Annotated in this window: 12 protein-coding genes; all 12 read right to left on the bottom strand. The window is 69.0% G+C overall.

Annotation, left to right across the window (positions count from 1 at the left end; all coding sequences use genetic code 11):
- Window positions 1-3 precede the first annotated feature (3 nt).
- Genes OG976_RS15440 through OG976_RS15385 form a run of 12 tightly spaced genes read right to left on the bottom strand, consistent with a single transcriptional unit; the run spans window position 4 to window position 25,461 of the window.
- A complete protein-coding gene (locus OG976_RS15440) occupies window positions 4-291 on the bottom strand; it encodes a WXG100 family type VII secretion target (RefSeq protein WP_328350290.1) in 288 nt (95 codons plus the stop codon).
- The gene (locus OG976_RS15435; RefSeq protein ID WP_328350288.1) at window positions 291-584 is read right to left on the bottom strand and encodes a type VII secretion protein EsxS; all 294 of its coding nucleotides are present in this window, start codon (window positions 582-584) and stop codon (window positions 291-293) included. The genes OG976_RS15440 and OG976_RS15435 overlap by 1 nt, the downstream gene beginning before the upstream one ends.
- Window positions 585-597: 13 nt before the next feature.
- Window positions 598-2,139 (bottom strand): PPE family protein, encoded by a 1,542-nt coding sequence (locus OG976_RS15430; protein ID WP_328350287.1) that lies wholly within the window; start codon window positions 2,137-2,139, stop codon window positions 598-600.
- A complete protein-coding gene (locus tag OG976_RS15425) occupies window positions 2,136-2,450 on the bottom strand; it encodes a PE family protein (RefSeq protein WP_328350285.1) in 315 nt (104 codons plus the stop codon). The genes OG976_RS15430 and OG976_RS15425 overlap by 4 nt, the downstream gene beginning before the upstream one ends.
- The gene (gene eccCa, locus OG976_RS15420) at window positions 2,447-6,454 is read right to left on the bottom strand and encodes a type VII secretion protein EccCa (protein ID WP_328350283.1); all 4,008 of its coding nucleotides are present in this window, start codon (window positions 6,452-6,454) and stop codon (window positions 2,447-2,449) included. The genes OG976_RS15425 and eccCa overlap by 4 nt, the downstream gene beginning before the upstream one ends.
- Window positions 6,451-7,995, bottom strand: coding sequence for a type VII secretion protein EccB (gene eccB, locus OG976_RS15415; protein WP_328350281.1), 1,545 nt, complete (start codon window positions 7,993-7,995; stop codon window positions 6,451-6,453). Before eccB ends, eccCa begins: the two co-directional genes overlap by 4 nt.
- The gene (eccA, locus tag OG976_RS15410) at window positions 7,992-9,785 is read right to left on the bottom strand and encodes a type VII secretion AAA-ATPase EccA (RefSeq protein WP_328350279.1); all 1,794 of its coding nucleotides are present in this window, start codon (window positions 9,783-9,785) and stop codon (window positions 7,992-7,994) included. The genes eccB and eccA overlap by 4 nt, the downstream gene beginning before the upstream one ends.
- 46 nt (window positions 9,786-9,831) lie before the next feature.
- On the bottom strand, window positions 9,832-10,062 hold the full coding sequence (locus tag OG976_RS15405) for an MbtH family protein (protein WP_328350277.1): 231 nt from the start codon (window positions 10,060-10,062) through the stop codon (window positions 9,832-9,834).
- Window positions 10,043-11,323, bottom strand: coding sequence for an NADPH-dependent L-lysine N(6)-monooxygenase MbtG (gene mbtG, locus OG976_RS15400; protein WP_328350275.1), 1,281 nt, complete (start codon window positions 11,321-11,323; stop codon window positions 10,043-10,045). The genes OG976_RS15405 and mbtG overlap by 20 nt, the downstream gene beginning before the upstream one ends.
- Window positions 11,320-15,594, bottom strand: a complete 4,275-nt coding sequence (locus OG976_RS15395) for an amino acid adenylation domain-containing protein (protein ID WP_328350273.1) — start codon at window positions 15,592-15,594, stop codon at window positions 11,320-11,322. Before OG976_RS15395 ends, mbtG begins: the two co-directional genes overlap by 4 nt.
- On the bottom strand, window positions 15,570-21,992 hold the full coding sequence (locus OG976_RS15390; protein ID WP_328350271.1) for a non-ribosomal peptide synthetase: 6,423 nt from the start codon (window positions 21,990-21,992) through the stop codon (window positions 15,570-15,572). The genes OG976_RS15395 and OG976_RS15390 overlap by 25 nt, the downstream gene beginning before the upstream one ends.
- A 40-nt stretch (window positions 21,993-22,032) precedes the next feature.
- Complete coding sequence (locus OG976_RS15385; protein WP_328350269.1) at window positions 22,033-25,461, bottom strand: non-ribosomal peptide synthetase; 3,429 nt, start codon at window positions 25,459-25,461, stop codon at window positions 22,033-22,035.
- Window positions 25,462-25,518 lie beyond the last annotated feature (57 nt).

Raw genomic sequence — 25,518 nt, 5'->3', positions numbered from 1 at the left:
GTCTCAGCCCCACTTTGCGCCTTCGGCCTGATCCCGGGCATGCATCGACAAGGTGTTGGTCTCGTGGGTGGTGGCCATCGCACGGTAGGCGCGCACCAGCTCCTCCATGGCCATGTTCCACTGGGCCTGCCACGCCTGGTAGGTCATCCCGGTGTCGCCCTGCCAGGCACCCTGCAGGGCTGCCTGTTCGGTGGCGATGTCGGCGCCGACGGCCTGCAGTGTGCCCGAGTAGCCGGCCATGTCGCCTGCGTGGGCGAGCATCGCGGGGTAGTTGTACATGATCTGGGACATCAGAAACCTCCGTATGTCGTTGCCGCAGCGGCATCCTGGGCGACGTAGCTGCCGCCGGCCTCGCCGAGGTTCAGCTGTGCGATGTCGAGCAGCGAGTTCACCTTGGCGGCAACCTCGACGAATCGGGCGTGGGCCGCCTGGAATGCGGCCGAGGCCTCACCGATGTGGAACGCCTGGGCTGCCATGGCGGCCTGTTCGGCCTGGGCGATGGTGGAGCGCATCAGCGCCGTCTTGGCGCCGAACGCGGCCTCGGCGGCCACGATCTGCGGGATGTGGGCATCGAGCATGCTCACTGTGGTTCTCCAATCATTGTCGGTGGGTGTCGTTGTCGTCCTGGTCGTCCCAGGTGGCCGGGAGCATCGGCGTGGTGGGACGCTCGCCGAGGAAGCCCCCGGCCAGTTCGGTGAGTCCGGCAGCGGTGACGGCGCCGCGGCCGGTTCGGGTTTCGGTTCCGGTGAACCCGATCGGGCCGGCGCCGCGGTCCGAGGTCGAGACGGTCGGTGGCGGGCTCGGCTCCTGCTGCGGCGGGCCGCTGTCGAGGTCCATGTATTCGTCGCGGTGGCCGCGGTCCTTGGCCTGCCGGGCACCGCGCCGCCGCGCACGCGATGCGGTCCGCTGGCCGACGAGAGCGGCGGCAGCGGGTGCCTCGGCCGAGACCGGGGCCTTGTTTGAACCCCCCTCGGTGAACGTCGGCCCCGGACCGTCGTCAGGGTCGGTCCCGGCGACGGCGTAGAACATGCCCTGTGCCGCAGGAACAGACGCGGTGGGAGCCGGCGCGGGTGCCGGCGCCGCGGTGCCCGCCGGTGCACCGGGAGCGGTGGCGGGCACGGTCGGTGCCGACGTGGACACCGGCCACAAGCCGGGACGCTGTGGCTGTGCGGGTCCCGGCATCGCGTCGGCCCCGGGCGCGGGAGCGGCGACCGCGGACGGGATGGCCAGAAGGCCCAGTAGTGGGAGCGCGGCCCCCAATGCCAGCGGCAACCACAGCGGTGCCGACAAGACGAGACCCCACGTGGTCCAGCCGAGCGGCTGGAAGATCGCCTGGTAGAGCAGGGCAGACAGCAGCGGGCCCCACGTGGTCAGCGCCTGTGCCGGATTGGTGGCGAAGTCGACCAGGATCTGCTGGATGGTGGAGACCGGGTTGGTGAGGAAGTCCCAGATGAGATCGCCGTCGGGAAGCGACCTGATGTAGGACTCCAACAGGTCGACGATGACGTTGGAATTGGCCAGTGCACCGCCGGATTCCCCGGCCTGCGCCTGTGCGGCGGCGCCCATGCCCAGGTCGGCTGAGGCTGCGGCCTGCGCCCCCGGCGCGGTGATCATCGGGGCGGGTGCGGTGCGGGGCGCGGCGGCCAGTGCGGTGCCGGCGACGGCCTGGTACAGACCCATCGTGGTCGCCGCCTGAATCCACATCCGCACGTAGTCGGCTTCGTTGACGGCGATGGGAATGGTGTTGATGCCAAAGAAGTTGGTGGCCAACAACACCGAATGCGTGAGGTGGTTGGCGGTCAGCTCGGCCACCGTCGGCATGGTGGCCAGCGCGGTCGTGTACGCGGCCGCGGCGGTCTGGTGCTGTGCGGCCACCCCGGCACTGTCGGCGCTGGCCTGCTCGAGCCACATCAGATAAGGGGTATGGGCGGCGACATATCGCGCAGCACTGGGCCCTTGCCAGGACCCGGCCTGCACGTCGGTCAGTATCGCGGTCAGTTCTGCTGCCGCCGTGGAATATTCGACACTCAGGGCGCTCCACGCCGATGCGGAGGCTAGCAGTGGACCCGCTCCGGGGCCGGCGCTGAGCAGTGCCGAGTGCACCTCGGGTGGGGTCGCCAACCAGACTGGGGCGGTCATCGGCCTCCCCGTGCGATCGCATACGACGCGGTCGCGGCGGCATCGGTGGCGGCGTAACCGGCGCCCGATTCGCCGACGGCCACCCCGGAGCGGCTCAACTCGATGATCCCCTGGGTGGCGACCTCGGCGTGCTCGGCGCCCTGGGCGCTGAAGCCCGCCGCGGTCTGTACCGAGACAGGGTCGCCGGCCGGCGGCACGACCACGGTGACCAGGGGCGCGGCGGCGGCGTGCGCGGCGGCCAACCGCGCGGAGAGCATCTCCACGGCGGCGCTCGACGCGGCAAGTCCTTCGGGAACGACACGCAACGTCATGACGGGTAGCCCCTTCCGGTTCGGCTCTCGGGTGCGCTGTGGACGGGGGTGAGTGGGTCCACCAGTTGGATGTGGTCCGCAATATCGCTGTCGCCCAGGACCTTTGCGCGCCCGGCCGGCAGTCTGCTGAATCGATGCCCGCGGATCTTGGCGCCGTCCGCGGGGCTGCCCGACAGCATCAGGACGTTCGCCTGCAGATCACTCATCCTGCGCAGCAGCGGATTGGTCATCAGGGCATGCGCCGATCCGCCTGCGCGGCCGGTGACGATGACACGCAAGCCCAGATCACCGGCGGCCGAGAGCAGACTGAGCAGCGGCGTCCACGGCCGCTGGCCGGCGTAGGGGCCGCTGAGCGCGGGCCCGTCAGGGATCTGATCGACGTCGTCGACGATCAGATAGTGCGCGTGCACCGCCTCACCGGGGCTGCGGTAACTCCACGATGTCAGGTCGGCTGCAGGCAGGCCCGCAGGCGGGCGGCGGGCTTCGAGGAGGGCGGCCAGACCCATCACGGCGGGGGTCACCCGGTCGATGTTCGCGCTGTACTCGTTGTCGTCGAACAGTGGTTCCTCGACCAGGTGCAACCGGCGATCGAACACTGTGAACGCGATGTCGTGTGCGGTGGAGTTCTCCCGGATGGTGCGGATCAGATGACGCAGCAGTGTTGTCTTCCCCGACCTGCTGTCGCCGAACACCATCAGCAGGGGATGCTCGGCGAAGTCGTATACCACGGGGGCCAAATCGGTTTCACGCGCTCCGAGCACCACTCGTTCGCCACCCCGATGGACAGGGGCCACCTCGGCGGGGTCGAGCCGGGCCGGAAGGAGTCGCACCGGCGGCGCATGCAGGCCCGGGTGGCGCGCGTTGATCTGCGCGATCGCGGCCAGATCGGGTTGGGCAACCAGGAAATGCTCGCCGGCCATCGTCAGACCGCGGCCCGGCTGGTCGTGCGGCACCGCGTCTGCCGGGCGGCGCAGGCTGCCGGGCATCCGCACGTTGCTGTCCCGCGGGTCGGGCAGACGCAGTTCCAGCCGCAGCCCCAGGCCGTCACGCATCGCCAGCGGCACCTCCATCCAATTCGGCGTGGTGACAACGACGTGGATGCCGTAGGCCAGGCCGGTATTGGCCAGTTCGGTGACATCGGCCAGCAGCGGGTTGCGGGTGTTGAACTGGTCGGTGTTGTCGCGGCCGAAGGCGTACAGGTTGTCGATCAGTAGGAAGACTTCGCCGTAGCCGTCGGTCCGGGACCCGGGATCTCCGGCGTGTACCCGGGGGTCCCGCTGCCGGGCCTGCAGCAGCTGCGCGAGTTCACTGAAGGTCCGCCGGATCCGTTCGGGCTCCAACGGTGAAGCGACGCTACCCACGTGGGCCAAGTCCTCCAGAGCCCGCAGGCGGCCGCCGCCGTAGTCCAGGCAGTAGAACGTCACCTCGCGTGGCGAATGCAACTCTGCCGCCGACAGCACGAAGGTGGTCAGCGCGGTGGATTTGCCGGATTTCGCGCCACCGTGGATGACCACGTTGCCCGCCGCGGAGGCGGCGTCGAACACCAGCGGATCGCGGCGCATGTCGAACGGGCGATCGATGTCCCCCAGTGGCCAGCGCCACTGCCGTGCCGGCACGCCGGCGTTGCGGAGCACGCTGCCCAGCGGGATCGGCTCGTCCAGTGGTGGCAGCCACAACGCCGGTGCTTTCGGGCCGCACTGGGCCAGCTGATCTCCTATGGTGGCGATCAACTTTCGCGGGGGTGAGGCAGGTGCGGTCTCGCTGGGTGCCGCCACCACGACGTCGTCGTGGCAGGGCACCGGCCCCGCCGAGAAGAGGACAGGTTCGGGGGTCGCGGGCAGCACGTACGGGACGGCCGCGCGGGGCGGGTCGTAGATCCCGTCGACGTAGGTGCTGCGGAACTTGATCGGTGCCGCACCGGGCGCCGGCACCAGGAAACCGATTCCCTTGTGTTCTCTGCCCGATTCGACGTGGTAGGCGTCCTCGACGCCGATGATCTGCCGGGACGCGGCCGCACTGGCCACCTTGAGCCCGATGCGGTAGGACGTGTTCTTGTCGATGTCGCGGATGCGGCCGATGTCGAGGGTCTGGGACGCGAACAGAATGTGGATGCGGAAGGATCGTCCCTTGCGGGCGACGTAGTCGAACAGGTCGGCGTACTCGGGGTGCTCGGCCAGCATCAGGGTGAACTCGTCGGCGACGACGAACAGCGTTGGCAGCGGCGGTAGTTCGATGCCGGCCGCCTGCGCCGCCGGGCCGGCGGCCTCGTATTCGGCGACCGAGTTGAAGGCGCTGCCCTGGATGAGACGGCCCATGTCGCGCAGCAGGTTCTCCCGGCGCGCGACCTCGCCGCGCAGCGTGTCGGCGAAGCGGTCGGCCAACGACTTCTTCTCGGCCATGTTCGAGATGACGGCGACGACCTGTGGGAAGTTGCGGAAGATGTCGGCGCCCGCCTCGCCCTTGAAGTCGACGTAGATCACGATGAGCCGGTCGGCACTGTGGGTGGTCAACAGCGACAACAGAATCGACATCAAGGTCTGCGACTTGCCTGATCCGGTCATGCCGATCATCAGTCCGTGCGGACCCATCCCACCTTCAGCTTCGTCCTTGAGATCGAAGTACAAAGGCTCGCCGGTTGCGGTCACGCCGATGGGGACCCGCAATTCGACCTCGCGCGGTCGCGATGCCCACACGTCGGCCACGTCGAGTGCCGAAGCGTCCGAAATACCCAGCAGCGTGGTGAAACTGGCCCCCCGGTTGGCGGCGGAGCGAAGCCCTGGCTGCGTTGGGTTGGAATCCCAGCGGGCCAGGCCGCGGGCCAGGTGGGCGGCTTCACCCTGTGACATCTGGTCGGCGCGCGCGACGAAGGTCTGCCAGCCCTCGGATTCCCAGCGCGAGATCGTCCCCCCGGCGACGCGGTAGAACGGCTGCTCCGGATTCGGGTACCGGCCGAGCACCGCAGCCGCCTCTGGGTCACCGGTGTAGATCACCGTGACCCCGGCAAGCCCGGTCGCCAGTACCGAGTCCTCCGGCAGCTGGCCCGGGTCGTCGACGACGATCAGCAGGTGCCGGCCCGGATCGGGTTGCTCGGCGCCGAACAGGGGCCGCCCGGCCAGGGTCGGTCCGATGGATGCCATCAGGTCGGCGATGTTCGTCGCCAGCTGCCGAGCGGGTCCGCAGCCGTCGAGGCGGCCGCCGATGTCGGTGTGGGGCAGCCATTTCAGCCAGGACCAGTCCGGCGACTCCACGTCGGGGCTCGCCAGCGCGATTCCCAGCGAAGCGGTGTCGTGCCATGCGGCAGCCTGCGCGAGCCAGGCCCGCAGCACCGCCCGTACCTCGGCGCGATCACCGGCGACCGTGATGTGGGACAGCGTCGTCAGGTCGATACCGCGGGGAGCGTCGCGGACGGTCCGCTGGGTGTGCAGTAGTGCGGATAACGTGCTGTGCGACAGCGGTTCGAGGTCGATCTCGTCGGCGGCGTCCTTGACCCGCAGGGCGGTGTCCAGTGGCACCGTATGCAGCCCTGCCCGCAGCACCAGGAAGTCGCCATCGTGCGGATCGCGCTCCCATTGCCGGCGCGAACCCGGCACCGCGACCAACTCCGCAGGGCTCGGGTGGGACCACAGCAGGGCGGCACGCTGCGCGGCGGCGGCGGCGCGCACGTTGTCGCGGATGGTCGATAGATAGCGCAGGTAGTCGGCGCGCTCGGCGTCGACTTCCTCGGTGCGCATCTTGTTGTCGCTGCCGCGGTAGAGCGCGGTCGCAGCCAACAGGAGCACGAACGGGAAGAACAGGGTTTGCGGCGAGATCAGCCGCATCCCGGTGGCGACCATCGCCACGATCATGCCGACGATCAACATGACGATCAGGTACGGAAGCGCCCGGCGCAGCAGCGACGGCGGCACCACCCTGGGTAGTTCCGGTGGCGGCTCGATGACGATCGATCCCTTGGGGGCCTGCGGGCCCGGCAGCCGGCGGCTCGTCTCGAACATCAATCGACTCATCTGGCCCCCTGCTCGATACCGCTTCGGACAGCGTCGTAGACGACCAGGGCATCGGCCTGGGACAACGCCGGGCCCGGGGCGAACAAACTCAGCACCGACCAGGGCATCGGAAGTGGTGGCTGCGTCAAACCCAGCGCAGTGACGGATTTTTCGGCAGTCGACGAATCTGCGCCAATGCCGTAGCGCACCCCGGTGTCGGAGATCCAGAACAACGCGCCCGACGGCGGCGAGCTGTCCTGTTGACCGACGGTCCGCACGAAGTAACCACGACCGGCCGGCAACGTCACGCGGGCCGCCGTGGCCGGGTTGCTCCCGCCGACCAGGTCGACCGGGTGCGACCCGTCAGGCGCCGGAAGCGTTGGGCCCGACAGCAGCGTCAGAGAACTCATTGCCGCGCCGTCGGCTCGCTGCCACAGCGAACATGTCACGGGCGCTTCCCGGGCGTCGACGAGTGCGACGGGTTGGTCGGGGTAGGCCGTCACGTCCATCTGCGACGACACCGGAAGGCGGGCAACGTCGTCAGCCGTCAGCGTCGGGGGCTGTGCAAAGCCGTAGGAGTTCGCGTTGCGCAGCAGCGCGGCCAGCACCGGTCCGACGGGTTGCAGTCCGTCCGGCAGCACCGCGTAGTTGGTCGGGGTGCCGTCGGTGCGGTAGGCGATCAGCACAGCCCCGACCGGAGCGGCGACCGGAAGTTCGAACCCCGGCGGCAGTCCCGCACCGGGGATCTGAGGAACCCGCAGCGCCGCGCCTTCCGGGATGGTGTTGAACAACCCGGGCGAGATGGGCCTGGCTGCAACGCCTGTAGCGGGCAGACCGAGTGCGTCGGCCACCGCCCGGTCGGCCAGATCGACCGCACTGCGCCGCCCGCCCCACAACAGCCAGGTGCCCTCGGGTCCGGTGACCAGGACGGCCTCGGAGGCCGGGAGGTCATCTGCGCGCGCACCGCTGCGGTCGACCGGTCCGGCGATCACCGTGACGCCGGCGGAGTCTGGGCCCGCGTCGGTGCCGTCACACACCGCCCAGGCGGAATCTCGGGATGTGTTCTGCACCATGCGTTCCGGTGCGCCCGGAATGCCGATCAGGTTGCCGCGGGCGAAGCGGTCGAGCTGATCACTGTCGACCATGGTCGGCTCGACGGGCCGTCCGCTCACCAGCCGCGCCGAGGTCAGGTTCAGCACCGGATGCAGCTTGCCGTCGACCCGCACGTAGAGCGCGGCGCTCGACCGGTCGGCGAGCACGGGGTCGCTGCCCGGCACACCGCCGGGGCGTAGCAGGGAGAAGACGAAACAGCCCAGCACCGCAGTCACCGATAGCAGCACTCCCATCAACACCGCGCGGGACTGGCTGCGCAGCGGCTCGACGAGCATGCGGGTGTCGTGCAACGCGAGCCCGGCGGCAACGCGGCGCATCACGAAGCGCCACGCACTGACCTGGTGTCGCGTGATGAACCCGCGCCGGTAGGTCACCCGGTCGGGGTTGCCGTTGGCCGGCGTCCGGGAGGAGAACGACCGCCGGTCGTCCTCGGGTTGGGGCTCGGTCATGCCGGAACCAACAGGCCCAGACCGCGCAGCAGCGGGACGGCCGAACTCCGCACGTCGGCGGCCGTGATCGTCATCAACTGCTCGTCGGTGAAGTCTTCGCCGGCGGACCCGGTGTGGTCGAGCCTGAATTCGCGTTCCTCCTCCGACCGTTCGACGACGTTGCGGACGAAGCGTCCGTTGCCCGCGATGTCGAGGCTGCGCCTGGCGACACCCGCCGAGTCCGGTGTGGTGGAACCCGCCAACTGTTCGAAGAGCGCTTCGAGGTCTTCGAGTGCGGCGGCCTCGAAGACGCTGTCGCGCTGGCAGGCCATCGCACCGGCGATCTCGACGAGCTCTCCTGCGGTGTAGGACGGAAAGTCGATGCTGCGGGTGAACCGCGAGCGCAGACCCTCGTTGGTGTCCAGGAACCGGTCGAGGTCGGCACGGTACCCGGCGATGATCACCACCAGCCGATCGCGGTCGTTCTCCATCCGCGCCAACAAGGTGTCGATGGCCACCAGACCGAAATCGTTCTTAGCTCCGGTGGCCACCAACGCGTAGGCCTCGTCGAGGAACAACACACCGTCCAGCGCGCTGTCGATGATGGCGTTGGTCTTGGCCTCGGTCTCACCGATGTGCTGACCGATCAGATCAGCCCGGTGGACCTCGCGGATGTTCTCCCGCTTGAGCAGGCCCAGACCGCAATAGATCTTGGCGACCACCCGGGCGATGGTCGTCTTACCGGTCCCGGGCGGGCCCGCGAAGACCAGGTGATGCGACCGCTGGGCGACCGCCAAGCCGCGCTCCTCCCGTCGCAATGCCATAGCGACCGAGCTCTTGAGCCGCGCAACCTGATCCTTGACCTCCTCGAGCCCGATGAACTCGGCCAGCTCCCGCTCGGCCTCCTGCAGGAGTGCCATCTTGCGGTCGTGAGCCTCGGGGTCGATGAAGTCGGCTGCGGTGGGCTCTGTTTCGGGATCCCACGGATCGGTCCGGGCGTCGATGCGTGCGGCGGTGGTGGTCACGATGCCGAAGGTCGGGTCGGACAGCGCGGCCTCGACCTGCTCGTTGCCCGGATTGGCCGCATACACCTCATGCAGGACGTCGGCCGCGGAGTCCTCGTCCCCGTAGCCGCGCAGCGCCAAGGCCTTGGCGAGGGCACCGTCGAGGGACGCCACGGCAACCGGGCCGTCGTGCTGGTCGAGATGCGACAGCGCCGGCGCCAACATGCCGAGGCGGGCCAGCGCGATACCCAGACAAACCCGTGCCGCATGCCCGGACACCGGGTCCAGTGCGGGATCGCCGACGACCGGGGTCAGCAGCTTGACGACATCCGACCAGCGTTGGGCGCGGTAGTGCAGGGCCGCGTCGACCCAGCGGGCCTCCCACCAGTCCGGCCGCCGCCTGCGGACCGCGCTTAGCGCGTCGTCGGCGGCGGCGAACTGTCCTTCGCTGGCTTTCGCGGCGGCGTGTGCCAGCTGGAAGTCATCCGGTGTGGTGGCACGGAACCGAAGATAAAGACCGGTGTCATAGTCGAATCCCAATGTCCCGGCGGGAAGTTCGATCCGGCGCTGCAATGCTCCGCTGGTGTCGACGGTGCGGACGACCTGGGCCAGTACGTCCGGTGTGGTGGCACCGGCGGCGGCAAGGCCCGTCCATGCATCGCATTGGTCGTGGGCAATGCGGGTCAGTTCGGTGAAGCCGCGGCTCGCGGCGATGAGGTCCGCGGGCCTGCGCCGGTCGTAGACCGGGAGGCCCAACGCTCTGCAGCAGTGCGCGAACCGGCTGACCAGGTCCGCCTCCAGGCCCACGAGCCCAACCTTTCACTTAGGGTTGCCTAAACTAACTTGATGGAAGTTAGCACCGCAGGGCGGCACTGTCGAGGCCTCCCTCCCGCAGGCTTCTCGGCCGGATGTCGGTCCAGTGCTGCTCGACGAAGTCGAGGCAGTCGCCGCGAGCCGATACACCGAAGACGACCCGCCACCCACTGGGGATCTCGGCGAATGCCGGCCACAGACTGTGCTGCTCCTCGTCGTTGACGAGGACATAGAACTGGCCCGCGTCATCGTCAAACGGATTGGTACTCATGGTTTCTCCTGATCTTCGGGTCGGTCTGGTTGAGGTCAGCGCCCAGGATGCGATCGGACAGCAGCCCCAGACAGCTCAGGTTGGGAAAGCCAGGGCCCTGCGCGAGCCCGGAGAGGTTGGGCAGGAACAGCTTCGGTGACACCCCGACGAGGGCGAGATCAGCGCCGATGGCGTGCTGCAGCAGGTCACCGGTGACCGGCGCGTTGAGTGCGACCTCGATCAGGTCCAGCGTGTCTTGGCCCAGTAGCGGCAGGAACCACAGTGGGTCGGCGCCTGATCCATCGATCACCAGATCGAAACCGTGCACGGTCTCCAGCCGCTCGCCGCACTGATCGGTCTGCAACGTGATCCGGATTCGCCCGTCAGCCGCCACCGCATGGGCGACCCGTCCGCGTAGATGGCGGATGCGGTCGTCGGCCAGCAGCGAATCCTGCACGCGGGCCGAGAACACTCCCCGGTCGGTCCGGGCCATCACCTCACGCCGCTCGGCAAGGGTGAGGCCCGGCCAGTCCGTCGGGTCACTGAACAACCGGTTCTCGAAAAAGCTCTCGCCCCGGGTGAACAACGTCGCTTGCGGGGAGATCACCGTGATCGTCGAGACCCGATGGTGGAACAGCTCATCGAGCATCGATGCGGCGGTCTCGCCACCCCCGATCACCGCCACCCGCTCGGCATCGATCCGCTGTCTGCGGGAAGCGAGCTCCCAGAACCCGGCGATGGAGAGCACCTGCGGGTGGCCCGGCAGCACCGATCGGTCCGGTTGGCCGGGACCGGTGATCATCACCGCGTCACCGCGGACACCGCCGTCGCGGGTGTGCACCATCCACTGCGGACCGTCGAGCGACAGTCCGATGACCTCACCGCGCACGACAGTCAATCCGGCGCGGTCGGCGACCCACCGTAGGTACTCGGCCCACATCTCGTGGGTCGGCGCGGGCTTCCCCCGGTCGATCCACTCGGCGAACCCACCGCGGGCTACCAGATAGGACTGCCAGCTCATCCGGGTCATCCGCTGGTCGAGTTCAGCGTTTCGGCCGGGCAGAAGTGTTGAGCGGTAGGGGAATCCGACATCTTTGTCCGGACTGGTACCCAGCCGGTGCCTGCCGTCGGTCCACCCGCCCACCGCATGCCAGTTGCCCGCAACCGTCCGGCTGTCGACGGCGACGATGTCGGGGGCCGCCACCCCCATCTCGCGCAGCACCGCAGCCTTGGCCGCGACTGCAACCGCCTTGGCGCCTGCGCCGACGATCACCAAAGTCATCGAACCACCTCGCACAGTGCGGTCTGCCACATCGTCTGCAGCTCAGCCACATCCCGTTGGCTGAAGATGTCCGCGATGGTGCGCCACTGGGTCAGCAGTCGGCCGCCGCTCACCGCGACGATCAGGGTCAGCTCATGGCGGACTGCCGCGTTCGGTTCGGGCACCGTCAGCAGGTCTGCGGGCAGGGTGTCCCCGGTCGCCGGGAGACCGTCGAGGCGGCCCAGGTAGTTGAGCAGGATCTGGGGCTCACGCAGGCCGCGCAACCGTTCGGCGGTGTCGGCACGCCAATAGCGCAGCAGCGCGTAATCCCCTGCTCGCCCGTCAATCTCCGGCATCGGCTGGCCCGGCTGGACTCGCAGCGGATAGATGGCGCTGAGCAGCCCCACGGTGTCATCGGCGCCGCCGGCACGGCCGTGCGTTTCGAGTGCGAGCAGCGGGACAACGGCACGCTGCGCGCGAGCTGCCCGCCATCGGTCGACCATCCGCGCGCAGGCATCGGCCAGGGCATCCTGAATCGGCCGCCTGCCGCGGAGCAGTTGCGCGGTGACCTCGGCCTCGGTGGCGGTCACGGTGATGTGGACATCACCGGCCCGGTCCATTCCGGGCCGAATCCGTCTGGCGCCCAATGCCGGATCCTCACCCTCGAGTTGCGCCAGCCAGAAGTCCACCGTGTCCAGAGCGGCCACCCGACCGGCAGCGTGGTGCGCCCATCGGCGGTAGCTGACCCGCTCCGGCATCGGCTCGAGACCGGTGGGAGCCTGCAGGCCCGCCGCGAGTTCACCGAGCACGATGCGCCACGACGCGGGATCCATCGCCAGCACGTGTGCGACGAGCACCAACACGCCGGCCTCGGCACGCCGGTGCAGCCACAGAGCCTCGACCAGCCGGCCCTGCTGGGGGTCCAGCCGTTCGATGGCTGGCCCGGCATGTTCGGCGGTCGCGGCCGCCGGATCCCCGGCCACCTCGATCTCGGTCAACGGGATGGTCCCCGGCCCGTCGGCCCTAAAGGTCATGGTCGACAGATCAATCCGGCTGCGCAGCATCTCGTGTGTGGCGGCACTGACATTGAGCAGCGAGCGGAGTCGCTCGGCGCCGGTGCCGTCCGGCAGCGGTACCACCTGCACCTGTGCGAGCCGCCGCGGGTCGCCGTGCTCGTAGAGCCAGTGCACGTTGGGCAGCGCGGGAACCGGCCCTTGCGGCTCCGGACCGGAAACACTCTCGTCGGCGGCACCGCGGTCGACCGCGGCGGCGAGTTCACGAAGCGTCGCGCTCTCCTGGATCAGCCGCGCGGGCAGGGACAGGCCACCGCGACGGGCGGTCTGGACCACGGACAGCGCGACGATGCTGTCCAGCCCGAGTTCCAGGAGATCGGCATCGATGTCGACCTCCTCGAGGTTCAGTAGCTCTGCGATCGCGCGCCCCAGTGCGATCTCGGTCGGCGTGCAGGGCGGGGCGGCCGTGTCCTCGGGACTGACCATGGCCGCCAGTGCCACGTCGTCGACCTTCCCGTTGGTGGTCAGCGGGATGGTGTCGACGACGATCACCCGATGCGGCCGCATGTAGCGCGGCAACCGGTTGCGCAGTTCCGCGCGTAGGTCGGGCACCGTCACCTCGCCCACCAGGTAGGCGACCAGCCGCGGACCCGCCGCCTCACGGTGCACAGCCACGTGCACCTGCCGCACACCGGGCAGCGCGGCCAGCACGGCCTCGATCTCGCCCGGCTCGACGCGATGTCCCCGGACTTGGATCTGAGCGTCCGCCCGTCCCACGAAAACCACAGCGCCGTCGGTGTTCCGGCGAACCAGGTCACCGGTTCGGTACATTCGGCGACCGCCGGCGGTGGCGACGAAACGCGTGGCGGTCTCGGCAGGGCGGCCCAGATAGCCTCGGGTCAGCTGATGTCCGGCCAGGTAGAGTTCGCCCACCACACCGTCGGGTACCGGATGCAGCCAGGCGTCCAGGACCAGGCAGTCGGTTCCACGGGTGGGGTGGCCGATGACGGGTGCCTCGTGATCGCCGATCGCCGCGACCACGGCCTCGACGGTCGCCTCGGTGGGGCCGTAGCAGTTGTGGGCCGCCAGCACACCCGCGGCGCAGCTCTTGCGGATGTCGTCCCAGTCGGCCGAGCCGACCGCCTCGCCGCCCAGGGCGAGCACTCGAAGATCGGTGGCCTCCAGTAGTCCAGCCTGGCGCAGGTGGCCGAACAGCGACGGCGTGACGTCAAGCATGTCGATCCCGTGCTGACCGATGATCCGCACCAGCGCGTCGGCGTCGCGGCGATCGTCCTCGTCGACGATGTGCACGCTGTGCCCGGACAGCAATCCGGCCAGCGGCTGCCAGGCCGCGTCGAATGCGAACGACCAGGCATGCCCGATCCGCAGAGGGCGACCCAGGCGCTCGGCCGCCGGCCCCAGCATCCGGTCGGCATGGTCGTCGATGTAGGCCAGCAGTGCGCGGTGAGTTCCGATGACGCCCTTGGGTTCTCCGGTGGTGCCGGAGGTGAACACCACGTAGGCCGCCTGGTCCGGCAACGCCGGCACCCGCAGTCGCGGTGCGTGCCGTGCAGCGGCCATGGTGTTCTCGTCGACGACGACGGTGGCGCCGCACTGGGCCATCATCGAGCGCATCCGCGCAGGCGGCATGGCGGGTTCGAGCGGCACGTACATGCCACCGGCCTTGAGCACACCCAGCATGGCGATCACATAGTCGCCGCCGCGGGGCAACCGAATCGCCACTGGCGTCTCACGACCGACGCCCGCCTCGGCGAGCAGCCCGGCCAGTCGATCCGAACGCTCGTCGAGCTCCCGGTAACGCAGCTCGCCGCCCGACCAGCGCAGCGCTATCGAATCACCATGCTCGGCAGCAGTTCTGGCGAACCGTTCAGCGACGCCGCCGGAGAACTCGGGAGCTGACCGAGTTGCCTCGGCGCGGCCGGCGGTCTCCCCGTCGAGCACGATGCTCACCTGGCCCAGCGGCGCGTCCCACCCCTCGACGAGGTCGCGCATCACCGACAGGATTCTCCTGCCCAGCCCGTCGGGGGTCATCGACCCCAGGGCTCCGTCGGTGACCTCGACCATCAACGTCAGGCCCGCACCGCTACGGTGCGCGGCCACGGTGACCGGAAAGTGCGTCAGGCTCTCCATGGCAGCGGGCCGGAAGCACACCGAACCCGCGGTGAACTCCTGTCCGCCGACGACGTCGCCGGGTGGAAAGCTCTCGTAGACCAGCAGGCTGTCGAACATCTCCCCAACCCCTGCCAGGGAACGCAACTCGGCGTGGGTCAGGTAGCTGTGGTCGCGCAACTCAGCGGCCTCGCGCTGCAGGTTCGAACAGTGCTGGGCCACAGTGTGGTTAGGGTTCACCCTGACCCGCAGGGGGATGGTGTTGATGAACAGGCCGACCATGGTCTCCACACCGGTCAGCTCCGGGGGACGGCCGGACACGGTGACACCGAAGACGACGTCATCACGGCCGGTCAGCCGGGACAGGATCAACGCCCACGCCAGCTGCAGCACGGTGTTGAGGGTGAGCCCACGGGCTCGGGCGGCGGCGGCGAGGTGTTCGGTGTCGTCGTCGGGCAGGGTGATCCCGGTGCGGGTGGGCAAGCCGGCACCGGGGCTGCCGAGCGCGGCTGACAACAGTGTCGGCCCCGGCATCCCCGAAAGATGTTGGCGCCACACCCGTTCGTCGGCGCGCGGGTCGCGCTCGGCCAGCCAGCCGATGTAGTCCCGGTACAACCGCGGGGGCGCGAGCGTGTCGGGTTTGCCGCCGTGGCGGTACAGCGTGAGCAGTTCGCTGATGAACACCGGCAGCGACCAGCCGTCGATCACGATGTGGTGTGCGGTGATGACCAGGCGCCAGTTCTGGTCCGGTAGCTCGAGCAGCAGGAATCGGATCAACGGTCCGCGAGCCAGATCGAACGGCCGGCCGCGTTCGGCCTCTTCGATCCCTCGCGCCTGGTCAGCCGTCGTACCGACGTGGCGCCATGGCACGTCGACGGTGGCGGGCACGATCTGGACGGGGCGGGGCAGGTCGTCGTGCCAGAAGCTGACCCGCAGGTTGGGGTGACGGCTCAACATCGTTGCCGCGCAATCCCGAAGCAGGGTGACATCGAGCGGACCCGTGATATCGGCGGACATCGCGATGACATACGGATCGTCGGTGCGGGGCCCGAGCAGGGTGGCGTGGGAGAAGAGGCCCAGCTGTAGCGGTGATAGGGCCAGGACGTCCTCGATATCAGTGGCCGTCACGACGGCCGATCCTGTGACCATGACGACCTCAGCGCGTCCAGATCACCGGCCGACAGGCCGGAGACCGTCATCGGCGGGTGTCGCATGTCCTGCGGGTCGGTGCTCTCACCCGACTCCCGGGTTGCGTCGATCCTCTCGGCCAGTGACGCGACGGTCGGATGTTCGAAGATCATCCTCGGTTGGACCTGGAATCCCTTGGCGCGCAGCCGGGAAGCCAACTGCACCGAGAGGATGCTGTCACCGCCGAGAGCGAAGAACTCGTCGTCACGCCCGATCCCGGCGACATCCAGAAGTTCGCCCATCACCGCGGCCACGGCGCGTTCGGTGTGGCCTCTGGCCGGCTCGCGCTGCCCTGTCGTGTGAACCTCGGGCCGCGGCAGACCTGGTCGATTGAGCTTGCCGGACTCTGTCTTCGGCATCGCCGACAGGACCGAGATCGTCGCGGGCACCATGTAACCCGGCAGCGTGGCCGCCACCGAGCTCCGCACCGCGGCGGTGAATGCAGCGGGATCGGCCACCGGATGATCGGCGACCACATACCCAGCCAGGGCGGTACCGCCTGGGCCGTCCCAGGTGCGCGCGGCCGCGACTGCCACACCGTCGGCCTGCTTGAGCGCAGCCTCGACTTCGGCGAGTTCGACGCGGAAGCCCCGCACCTTGACCTGGTGGTCGGTTCTGCCGACGAACTCCAGCCTGCCGTCCTCGGTCCACCGCCCGCGGTCACCGCTGCGGTAGAAACGGGCGCCGGCCTCGGCGGCATAGGGGTTGGCGACGAACCGGGTGGCAGTCAGGCGCGGCTGCTTCCAGTAGCCCCGGGCCAATTGCTCACCGGCGTAGTACAGCTCGCCGACCACGCCGACCGGAACCGGTCTGAGTGCGTCGTCGAGCAGGTATACCTGTGACCCTTCCATCGGCACACCGATTTTCGGGACGGGCGCCTCAAGCGGGCCGCGCACCAGCGCCCCGGATGTCTCGGTTGCGCCGATCGCGTTCAGCAGCTCACCGGGGTGTTCGGGCCCGACGCACCTGGAAAGCCGATCCAGCAAAGCGGCACTCACTGGTTCTCCGCAGCAGACAAGGCGCTGCAATGAGCGGACCGCCCCCGGTGCGCAGTCCACAAGGGCAGCAGCCAAACTCGCGACGGCGGTGACCTGTTCGACCGAATTCTTCTCGATCATTGCCGCCAGGGCTTCGGCGTCGCGGTGTTCGGTGTCGTCGGCGAGGATCAGGGTGGCGCCTGCGCACAGTCCCGCCAGCGTCTCGATACAGCCTTCCAGGAAGGTCATCGGCGCCTGTGCCAGCCGAATGTCCCGCCCTGCCACCGGGTAGTGCCGGACCTGCCAGGACAGTCTGGTGCTCATGGCGCGGTGTGTTCCCACCACGCCTTTGGGTTTGCCCGTCGAGCCCGAGGTGAACATCAGGTACATCGGGTCGTCCGGGCGCGGCGGCGGCAGAGTGGCCTGCGGATCGGTGGAGCCCAGCTCCGCCCGGACTGCCGCATCCTCCATCGAGATCACGGTGAGCCCGGCTGCCGGTGGCATCGTGCGGGCGGCGTCGGCGGTCACGACCACGACTGCCGGGCCGACGTCGTCGAGCATGGCCTGCTTGCGGGCGGCGGGATAGCCGGGATCGAGTGGGAAGAAGCCGGCGCCGGCCTTCATGATGCCCACGAGTGCGACCACCATGTCGATGCCGCGGCGCATCGACATACCCACCAGCGATCCGGGGCCGACACCACGGCCGGCGAGGAGATGGCCGAAACGGTCCGAACGGCGATGCAGCTCGGCGTAGTCGATCTGTTGGTCGCCGCACCGGACGGCAACGCGGCTCGTGTCGTGCGGCCGGTTCGCCTCCAGAAGCTGCGGAACCGTCCGTGGCCGGTCGGCGGGTGAGACGGGACCCCGACTGCGGGCGAGAATTGCGGCCTGTTCGGCGTCGTCGAGCAGGACCAGGTCACGGAGCCGGGTATCGGGACCGGTGGCGAATGCGTCGATCACTCGGCGCAGCCAGCCGGTGAACCGGTGCGCGGTCGCCGGGTGGTACAGCTCGGTGCGGTAGATGACGTGACCGCGATAGCCGTCGTCGCCGACGAAGAAGTTCACGCTCAGATCGGCATGGGCGATGTCGAATGTCGGCTCCAGCGCTGAGAATACGGTGTCTCCGTCGGGTCCGGAGTCGATGATCTGGTTCTCCGGCAGTTCCTCGCGGACGTGGACGACGACGCCGAACAGCGGGTTGCGCGACAGTGACCGCACCGGGTTGACGGCATCGACAACCCGGTCGAACGGGAGGTCCTGATGGGCGTAGGCGGCCAGCGCCATCTCTCGGGACCGCACCATGATGTCGCGCAGCGTGGGATTGCCCGACAGGTCATTGCGCAGGACCAGGATGTTGACGAAAAATCCCACCAGAGAATCGAATTCGGCGTGGGTGCGACCGGCCACCGGCGTGCCGAGCGGGATGTCGTCACCGCCGCCGGACTTGTGCAGGACGACCGAGACTGCGGCCTGCAGGAGCATGAACTCGGTGACACCGAGCTCACGACTCAGTGCGACGAGACGCTGCCGGGTTTCGGCGTCGACGCGCAACGGCATCGAGGCCGCCGGCCCGCCGGCCACCGGCGGGCGCGGGAGATCCGGCCGCAGTCCGGTGTCCTCCGGCAGACCCTCGAGTTGGGTGGTCCAGTAGTCCCGTTGCGTTCCGGTCGCCGCGAGGTCGGACAGCAGCTGGGCCTGCCAACCCGCGTAGTGGCGGTATTGCAGTGGCAGCGGGTCCCAGGGCGGCGGACATCCGGTGTGCCGCCGTGCGCGGTAGGCGGTGAGCAGGTCGGTGAACAGCACGCCGGCCGACCAGTGATCGGCGGCGATGTGGTGTACCACCATCGACAGCACGGACTCGTCGCCGGTGGTCAGCACCGCGACGCGGATCGGCCACTGCGCTTCCAGATCGAAGCAGTGGTTGCGTTCGGCATCGAGTTGGGTTGTCAGCCAGGGCTCGCCGCTTCCGGTGAGGCGCCGGACCACCACGGCGTCGACGGGTTCGGCGACCTGGTGGGCGACGCCGTCGACCTCCCGGTAGACGGTGCGCAGAATCTCGTGGCGGGCGATCACGTCGCCCACCGCGGCGGTGAGCGCATCGAGGTCGCACGGCCCGGTGAGGCGGGCGGCGAAGGGGACGTTGTTGACCGGGCTGGGTCCGTCGACCCGGTACTGGAACCAGCTCCGCAGCTGCGCTGCCGATAAAGCGCACGGCTCGGCCTCGTCACCGGGAGCGACGGGCACGGGCCTGCTCGGCGCGGTCTGCGTCTGCCGCCGGCAATCGACCAGCGCGGCGATCTCCCCCGGTGTGCCGCGTTCGAACACCTCGCGCATACCGAGTTCCACTCCGCTGGCGGCGCGAATCGCTGCGACGAGTTTGGTCGCCAGCAGCGAGTGCCCACCGAGCTCGAAGAACGAGTCGTCACAGCCAACCTCGTCGACTCCGAGGGTCCTGGCGAACAGCGCGACGATGCTGCGTTCGGTCGCGGTCGCCGGCGCCCGGTACCGCGCCACCGGTCCGATCTCCGCATCCGGCAGGGCCGCCCGATCGAGCTTGCCGTTGGCGGTCACCGGAATCTGGTCGATGACGACATACGCCGCCGGGACCATGTAGTCGGGCAGTGCGGCGGCGACCCGGGCTTTGACCCGGTCGATCTGCACGGCTTCCCCGGCAGGCGTCAGATACGCGACCAGGCTCTTGCCGAGTTGCTGTAGTTCGGCGGTGACGACGACCGCATTGGCGACACTGGGATCCACGGCAATAGCTGCCGCGACCTCCCCCAGTTCGATACGGAAACCGCGGATCTTCACCTGCTCGTCGGCACGACCGACGAACTCGAGGTCGCCGTCGCTGTTTCGCCGGGCGAGGTCGCCCGAACGATAGAGCCGCCCGCCGGATGTGAACGGGTCGGCGACGAAGCGCTCCGCTGTCAGGGCGGCCCTGCGGTGATATCCGTGGGCCAGATGTGTTCCACCGATGTAGATCTCACCGATCACCCCGACCGGAACGGGTCGCAGGGCGTCGTCGAGCAGATGGATCCGGGTGTTGATCTTCGGCGTGCCGATCGGCACCGTCCCGGTGCCCTGCCGGCCTTCGACCTTGAACCGGGTGGCGTTCAGCACCGTCTCGGTGGGGCCGTAGAAGTTGTGCAGCAGTGCGTCGAAGGTGGCGTGGAACTTGTCGGCCAGCTCACCGGGCAGGGCCTCGCCACCGATCGGGACCCGGCGCAGGGTGCGCCACTGCTCCACGCCGGGCAGCGACAGGAACAACGCCAGCAGCGACGGGACGAAGTGCATTGCCGTGATGGCTTCGCGGCGCAGCAGGTCAGTGAGATACCCGATATCGCGCAGTCCATCCGGGCGGGGGATCACCAGTCGGGCGCCCTGGACCAGGATGCCGAAGATCTCGCCGATCGACACGTCGAAACTTGGTGAGGCGACCTGTAGCAGCCGGTCATCGGGACCGATGCCGTACTCCTGCTGGAACCAGCGGAAGTAGTCGGCGACCGGGGCGTGCGGAACCGGAACACCCTTGGGCAGTCCGGTCGACCCCGAGGTGTAGATCAGATAGGCGGTGTTGGCGGGAGTCAGCGGCCGCACCAGGTCAGCGGGAGCCGGGTCGGTTGCCGGGAAGCTGCCGATTCCTGATATCGGTTCCCGGACAACCATGGCGGGATCGGCGTCGGCGAGGATGTGAGCGATTCGCTCGGCGGGATACTCGGGATCGACGGGCAGGTAGACACCGCCCGCTTTGACGATGCCCAGTGCGGTGGTCACCAACTCGGGTGACTTGCCGAGCAGGACGGCGACGGTGTCTTCGGCCCCGATGCCCGCGGCGATCAGCCGGTGCGCGATACGGTTGGCTTCGGCGTTGATCTCGCGGTAGCTGTAGTGGCGACCGTCGTACACGACTGCCGTCTCGTCCGGCTGCATCGCCGCCCGCTGCGCGATCAACGAACCGAGAGTTTCTGGCGGGCAGGCGAATTCATCACCCCGAGACATCCGGTCGAGCCGCCCGGCGTCCTCGGCACCGAGGACCTGCAGATCTGCCAGGGCGCTATCCGGTCGCGCCAGGGCGTCGGAGAGCAGCACGGTGAAACTGTCGAGGAGGCGGCGCGCCAGGTCGTCGTCGAGCACCTCGGTGAGGTACTCGGCTTCCACCTGCGCACCGTCACCGCTGAACTCGACCATGAAACCCATTGGCAATTGGGCATACTGGCCGCGCAGGTCGGCGCGTTCGCACCGGATGCCGTCCGGGCAGAAGCCGTGACCGTCGGGCTCGCGCATGCCGAACCCGACCCGGGCCATCCGCTCGACGCCGTGGCGACGGTCGGGATTGAGTTCGCGCACCACCCGGTCGAGGTTCACCCGCTGGTGGGCGAATGCCCCGCGGGTGGCCTCTCCTGCAGCGCCGACCAGGTCGCGAAAGGTCACCCACCGGCTCGGGCGCATCCGCATCGCCACGGTGTTTCCGTGGTATCCGATGACATCGTCGGAGGTTCGGTTGAGCACCGGTGCGGCGACCAGGAAGTCCTCCGCGTGGGTGTATCGGTGCACTACAGCCGAGAATGCCGCCAGCAGAACGGCATACGGTGTCGCACCCGTCTCGCGCGCGAGGTCGGTCACGGCGTCGACGGTCGCGGCGCTCAGCGGAGCGACGCACCTGTCGGCCCGCCACGACTGCGGGACCACCGAACCCCTGGGACCCGGCAGTTCGAGCGGCTCGGGCGGATCGGCGAGCACGGTGCGCCAGTAGTCCAGGTCCGCGTGGTCCTGTTCCGTCGCCGGGGCTGGCGCCGGGGGCGCAGACTCGAGGGCCACGCCCTGGTAGGCCCGGGTCAGGTCGCTGAAGAACACCCGCCACGACGCGTCGTCCCAGGCGATGTGATGCGCGGTGAGCAGCAGAACATGTTCGGTGGCACTCAGCCGTGCCAACGTCGTGCGTAGCGGCGCGTCGGCGGTGAGGTCGAACGGGGTGCTGAAGGCCCGCTGTGCGATGACCTCGAGTCGAAGCCGGCGCGCCTGTTGGCCCAGACCGGACAGGTCGTGTTCGGTCCAGGCGGGTGTCAGGTTGTGCCGCAACGTGATCTGCGGCTCACCGTCCGGACCGGTGTGATACGTACTGTGCAGCACCTGATGCCGCGCGGCCACGCGATTGATCGCGTCACGCAGCCGAGCCTGGTCGAGCTCGCCGGTCAGCCGGTAGGACACGCAGACGTTCAGCACGGCCCCGGTGCTGTCGATGGAGTGGACGAACCACAGGCGGCGTTGGCTGTCGGTCATCGCCGCGGGGTCCACGGCGGCGGGCTTCGCACGCAGGCCACGCTGGGCGAGCCTGCGGCGCAACAGTTCCAGCCGCTCGGCCTCGAGGGTGTCAGTCATGGTCATCTCCTGAAGTCGGTGGTGGCGCACTGCGCCGGGGTCAGCCGGCGAGTGCCGCAGTGACCTGGGCGGTGTCCATCGCGGCGACGTCGAGGTACACCTGCGCAACCTCTTCGAGTCGTCGGTGCGGTTCGAGGGCTCCGAGGCGCTCGGCGATACCCGCAACGGTGCGGCCGGCGAAGACGTCGGCGATGCTCGCGGTCGGGACGTCGAGCCATTGCCTGATCCGGGCGACGACGGTGGTGGCCAGAACGGAGTCACCACCAAGGGCGAAGAAGTCGTCGTCGACGCCTACCCGGGAACGGTCGAGGACTCCGGCGACGATCGTGCTCAGCGCCGCCTGCAGCGAGTTCGACGGAGGCCGGTGGGCAGTCGCAGTCTCGGCGAACGCCGCCAGACTGCGCGCGACGCTGCGCCGGTCCACCTTGCCGCCGACCGTGTAGGGGATCTGATCGAAGCGCACGATGTGCTGTGGAACCATATGCGGCGGAAGCATTGTGGCGATCGCGGCACGAACCGTGTCGGTCTGTACCTGCTCGTCGGCGGTCACAACGGCGGCAGCGAGCCGCGCCCGGGAGCCGGTCGTATCCGGTACCGGGACGACGACAGCGCCGAGCACACCGGGTACTCGGGTCAGCGCCGCTTCGACCTCACCGGGTTCGACCCGGTAGCCACTGACCTTGACGCGGTGATCGGCCCGGCCGACGAACTCACACGTCCCGTCCGGCCAGAAGCGTGCGAGGTCTCCGGTGCGATACCAGGTGATGCCGTCGTGTTGAACGAACCGCTGCGCCGTCAGGTCAGGCCTGCCCCGGTAGCCGCGGGCGAGTCCGCGTCCACCGATCCAGAGTTCACCGACCACCCAGTCCGGGCAGTCGTCGCCGCCGGGTGCCACGACGCGGCACCGGTTGTTGGGCAGCGGCGTGCCGAACGGGATCGCGGTCCAGTCCGCAGGAACGTCGCCGACTTCGCAGATGGTGTTGTGGATGGCGGTCTCGGTGGCCCCGCCCAGACCGGCGAAGCGGGCAGTGGGTGCGCAGTTCCGCAGCCGTCGTGCCATCGCGGGAGTGACCCAGTCCCCGCCGGTGGGCACCGCCCGCACGGTGGGCAGCGGCCCCGCGACCTCCAGCAGCATGGCCAGCCAGCCGGGCAGGAAATGCAGCAGGGTGACGCCGTGGCGTTCGATGAGCCGCACCCAGTGGTCGGGGTCACGACGTTTCTCCTCGTCGACCACCACGATCGCGCCGCCGGTGCCCAGGGTGGCGAAGACGTCCAAGACCGAGATGTCGCATTCCAGCGTCGAGACCGACAGGCAGCGATCGGCGGGGCCGATACCGAAGTGGTCGGTGATGAACTCGACGGTGTTCATCGCGGCGGCGTGAGTGATTTCGACCCCTTTGGGATCACCGGTCGAGCCGGAGGTGAACAACACGTAGGCCAGCCGGTCGGGATCGGCGCTCACCACTTGGGGTTCCGTGTCCGCGCCGCGGTCGATGGCCTCGGCCACGGTCAACATCGGCACAGGCACGTCGGTCCACCCGGTACCGCAGACCAACGCGAAGTCCACGCCGGCGCCGGTCAGCATGCGCCGCGCCCGCTCGGGCGGCTGGTCGGCGCCGATCGGCAGGTAGGCACATCCAGCCGCGTGAATCCCCAGCAGGGCCGGAATCTGTTCTGCGCTCTTGGGTCCCAGCACGGCAACCGTTCGGCCGTCGAGCCCGGCTGCCTGCAGCGCTGCAGCGACAGCGAGCGCTTGCCGGCGCAGTTGCCCGTACGTCAGGGTGCCGGTATCGCTGAACACCGCAGGTGCGTCGGGCTGGTGCGCGGCGAGTTCGAAGAAGCCGTCGTGCAGCATCTCTCCGCTCGGCTCGGTGACCCGGCTGTTAACGGCCTGCCGAACGGACTTCTGGCACGCAGGCAGTCGTGGTCCGCGCGGGGCGTCCCAGGCGGCCTCGTCGCGGGCCAGCGCCAGGACTTCCTCGACATGCCGGGCGAACATCGCGTCGATCACCCCGGGTCGGAAGGCGTCCTCGCGGACGTCCCAGTTCAGCAGGATGCCGCCGTCGAACTCGGTGACCTGAGCGTCCAGCAGTACCTGGGGGCCCTGCGAGATGATCCACACCGCGCGTCCGAACTGTTCGCTGACCTCGGGTGAGAACAGCTCACCGAGGCTCAGGGCACTGGTGAACACGATGGGCGCCAACGCTTGTGCTCCGCGGTGCCTGCTGAGGTCCCGCAACACCGACACACCCGGATAGGCGGCATGGCCGGCTGCCTCGTGCAGGATGCGCTGCAACGCGCGGGAGCGCTCCGTCGCGGTGGCGGCCGCGGCCAGGTCGACGTCGAGCAGCAGCGACGAGGTGAAGTCACCGACGACCTTGTCGACATCGGCGTGCAGTGGTTCGCGTCCGAACATCGGTACGTTGAGCAGAAAGTGGGGGTCGGCCGACCAGCCGGCGACGGTATCGGCGAATGAGGCTGCGATCGTCATCGCCGGGGTGACGCCGTGGCGTCGGGTGAGTTCGTACAACCCGTCGCGGGTCCGTGGGGGGAGCCAGTGCCAGCGGCGCCCGGTGCGGTGCGGGTCTTTCTGCTGCCCAGGCGAGATCAGCGGCAGCGTGGGTGCCTCCGGAAGGCCGGCGAGCCGCCCGTGCCACCACGCGCGATCGGACTCGAAGGCTCGGGGACGTGAAAGCTGTTGGCGGTACTGCTGATAGGTGTACCCGATTTCGGTCAGCTGAACACCGCTGTAGAGGGCGGCAAGGTCGGTCATCAGGGTGCGATAACTCATGGCGTCAGCGGCCTGCATGTCGAGATCGACGTGCAATCTGGTGCGCCGCCCCGGCAGCAGGGTCAGCGCGAGTTCGAACACCTCACCCTGCAACTGCTGATGCGACTTGGTCTGACGGATCGTCTCGAGCCGCCGTGCAACGGCGTCCTCGGGCATCGCGCGCAGATCTTCGACCTGTACCGGGTAGGTGGTGGGCACGGCGCCTATGCGTTGGGTACCGTCGGGCAGGAAGTGCACGCGCAGCATCGGATGGCGTGCGGCCAGTCGGGTGGCGGCGTCCCGCAGTCGATCGGGATCGATTTCGCCGCAGTCGAATTCGACGTAGAGATGGCCCGCGACACCGCCCAATGGTTGGTGCGGGTCGCGGCCGGCCCACATCGCGTGCTGCATCGGGGCCATGGGGAACGGCGCCCCTTGTGGCGCAGGATGGCTCGCGGGCGCCGGCTCGGCCGGATCGGCGCCGGCCAAGAGTTCCACCCAGTTGCTGATCGACGGGGCTGCCGCGAGTCTGGCGAAATCGACATCGAGTCCCTCGCGGCGCCACCGCCCCGCCAGCGACATCATCCGGACGGAATCCAGGCCCTGCGCGATCAGGTCGCCGTCGGGGTCGATGGCGCAGGCGTCGACCCCGAGGACCTCGGCGACCCTGTCCGCGACCTGCGCTCGAGCCACCGTCACCGTCGCCTCCCTGCCAAAGTAGCCTCACCTAACTTTGGGAAGGCTACCCTATCTTCA

Source organism: Mycobacterium sp. NBC_00419, assembly GCF_036023875.1.
GTDB lineage: Bacteria > Actinomycetota > Actinomycetes > Mycobacteriales > Mycobacteriaceae > Mycobacterium.
This window is presented reverse-complemented; position numbering and strand designations above follow the sequence as displayed.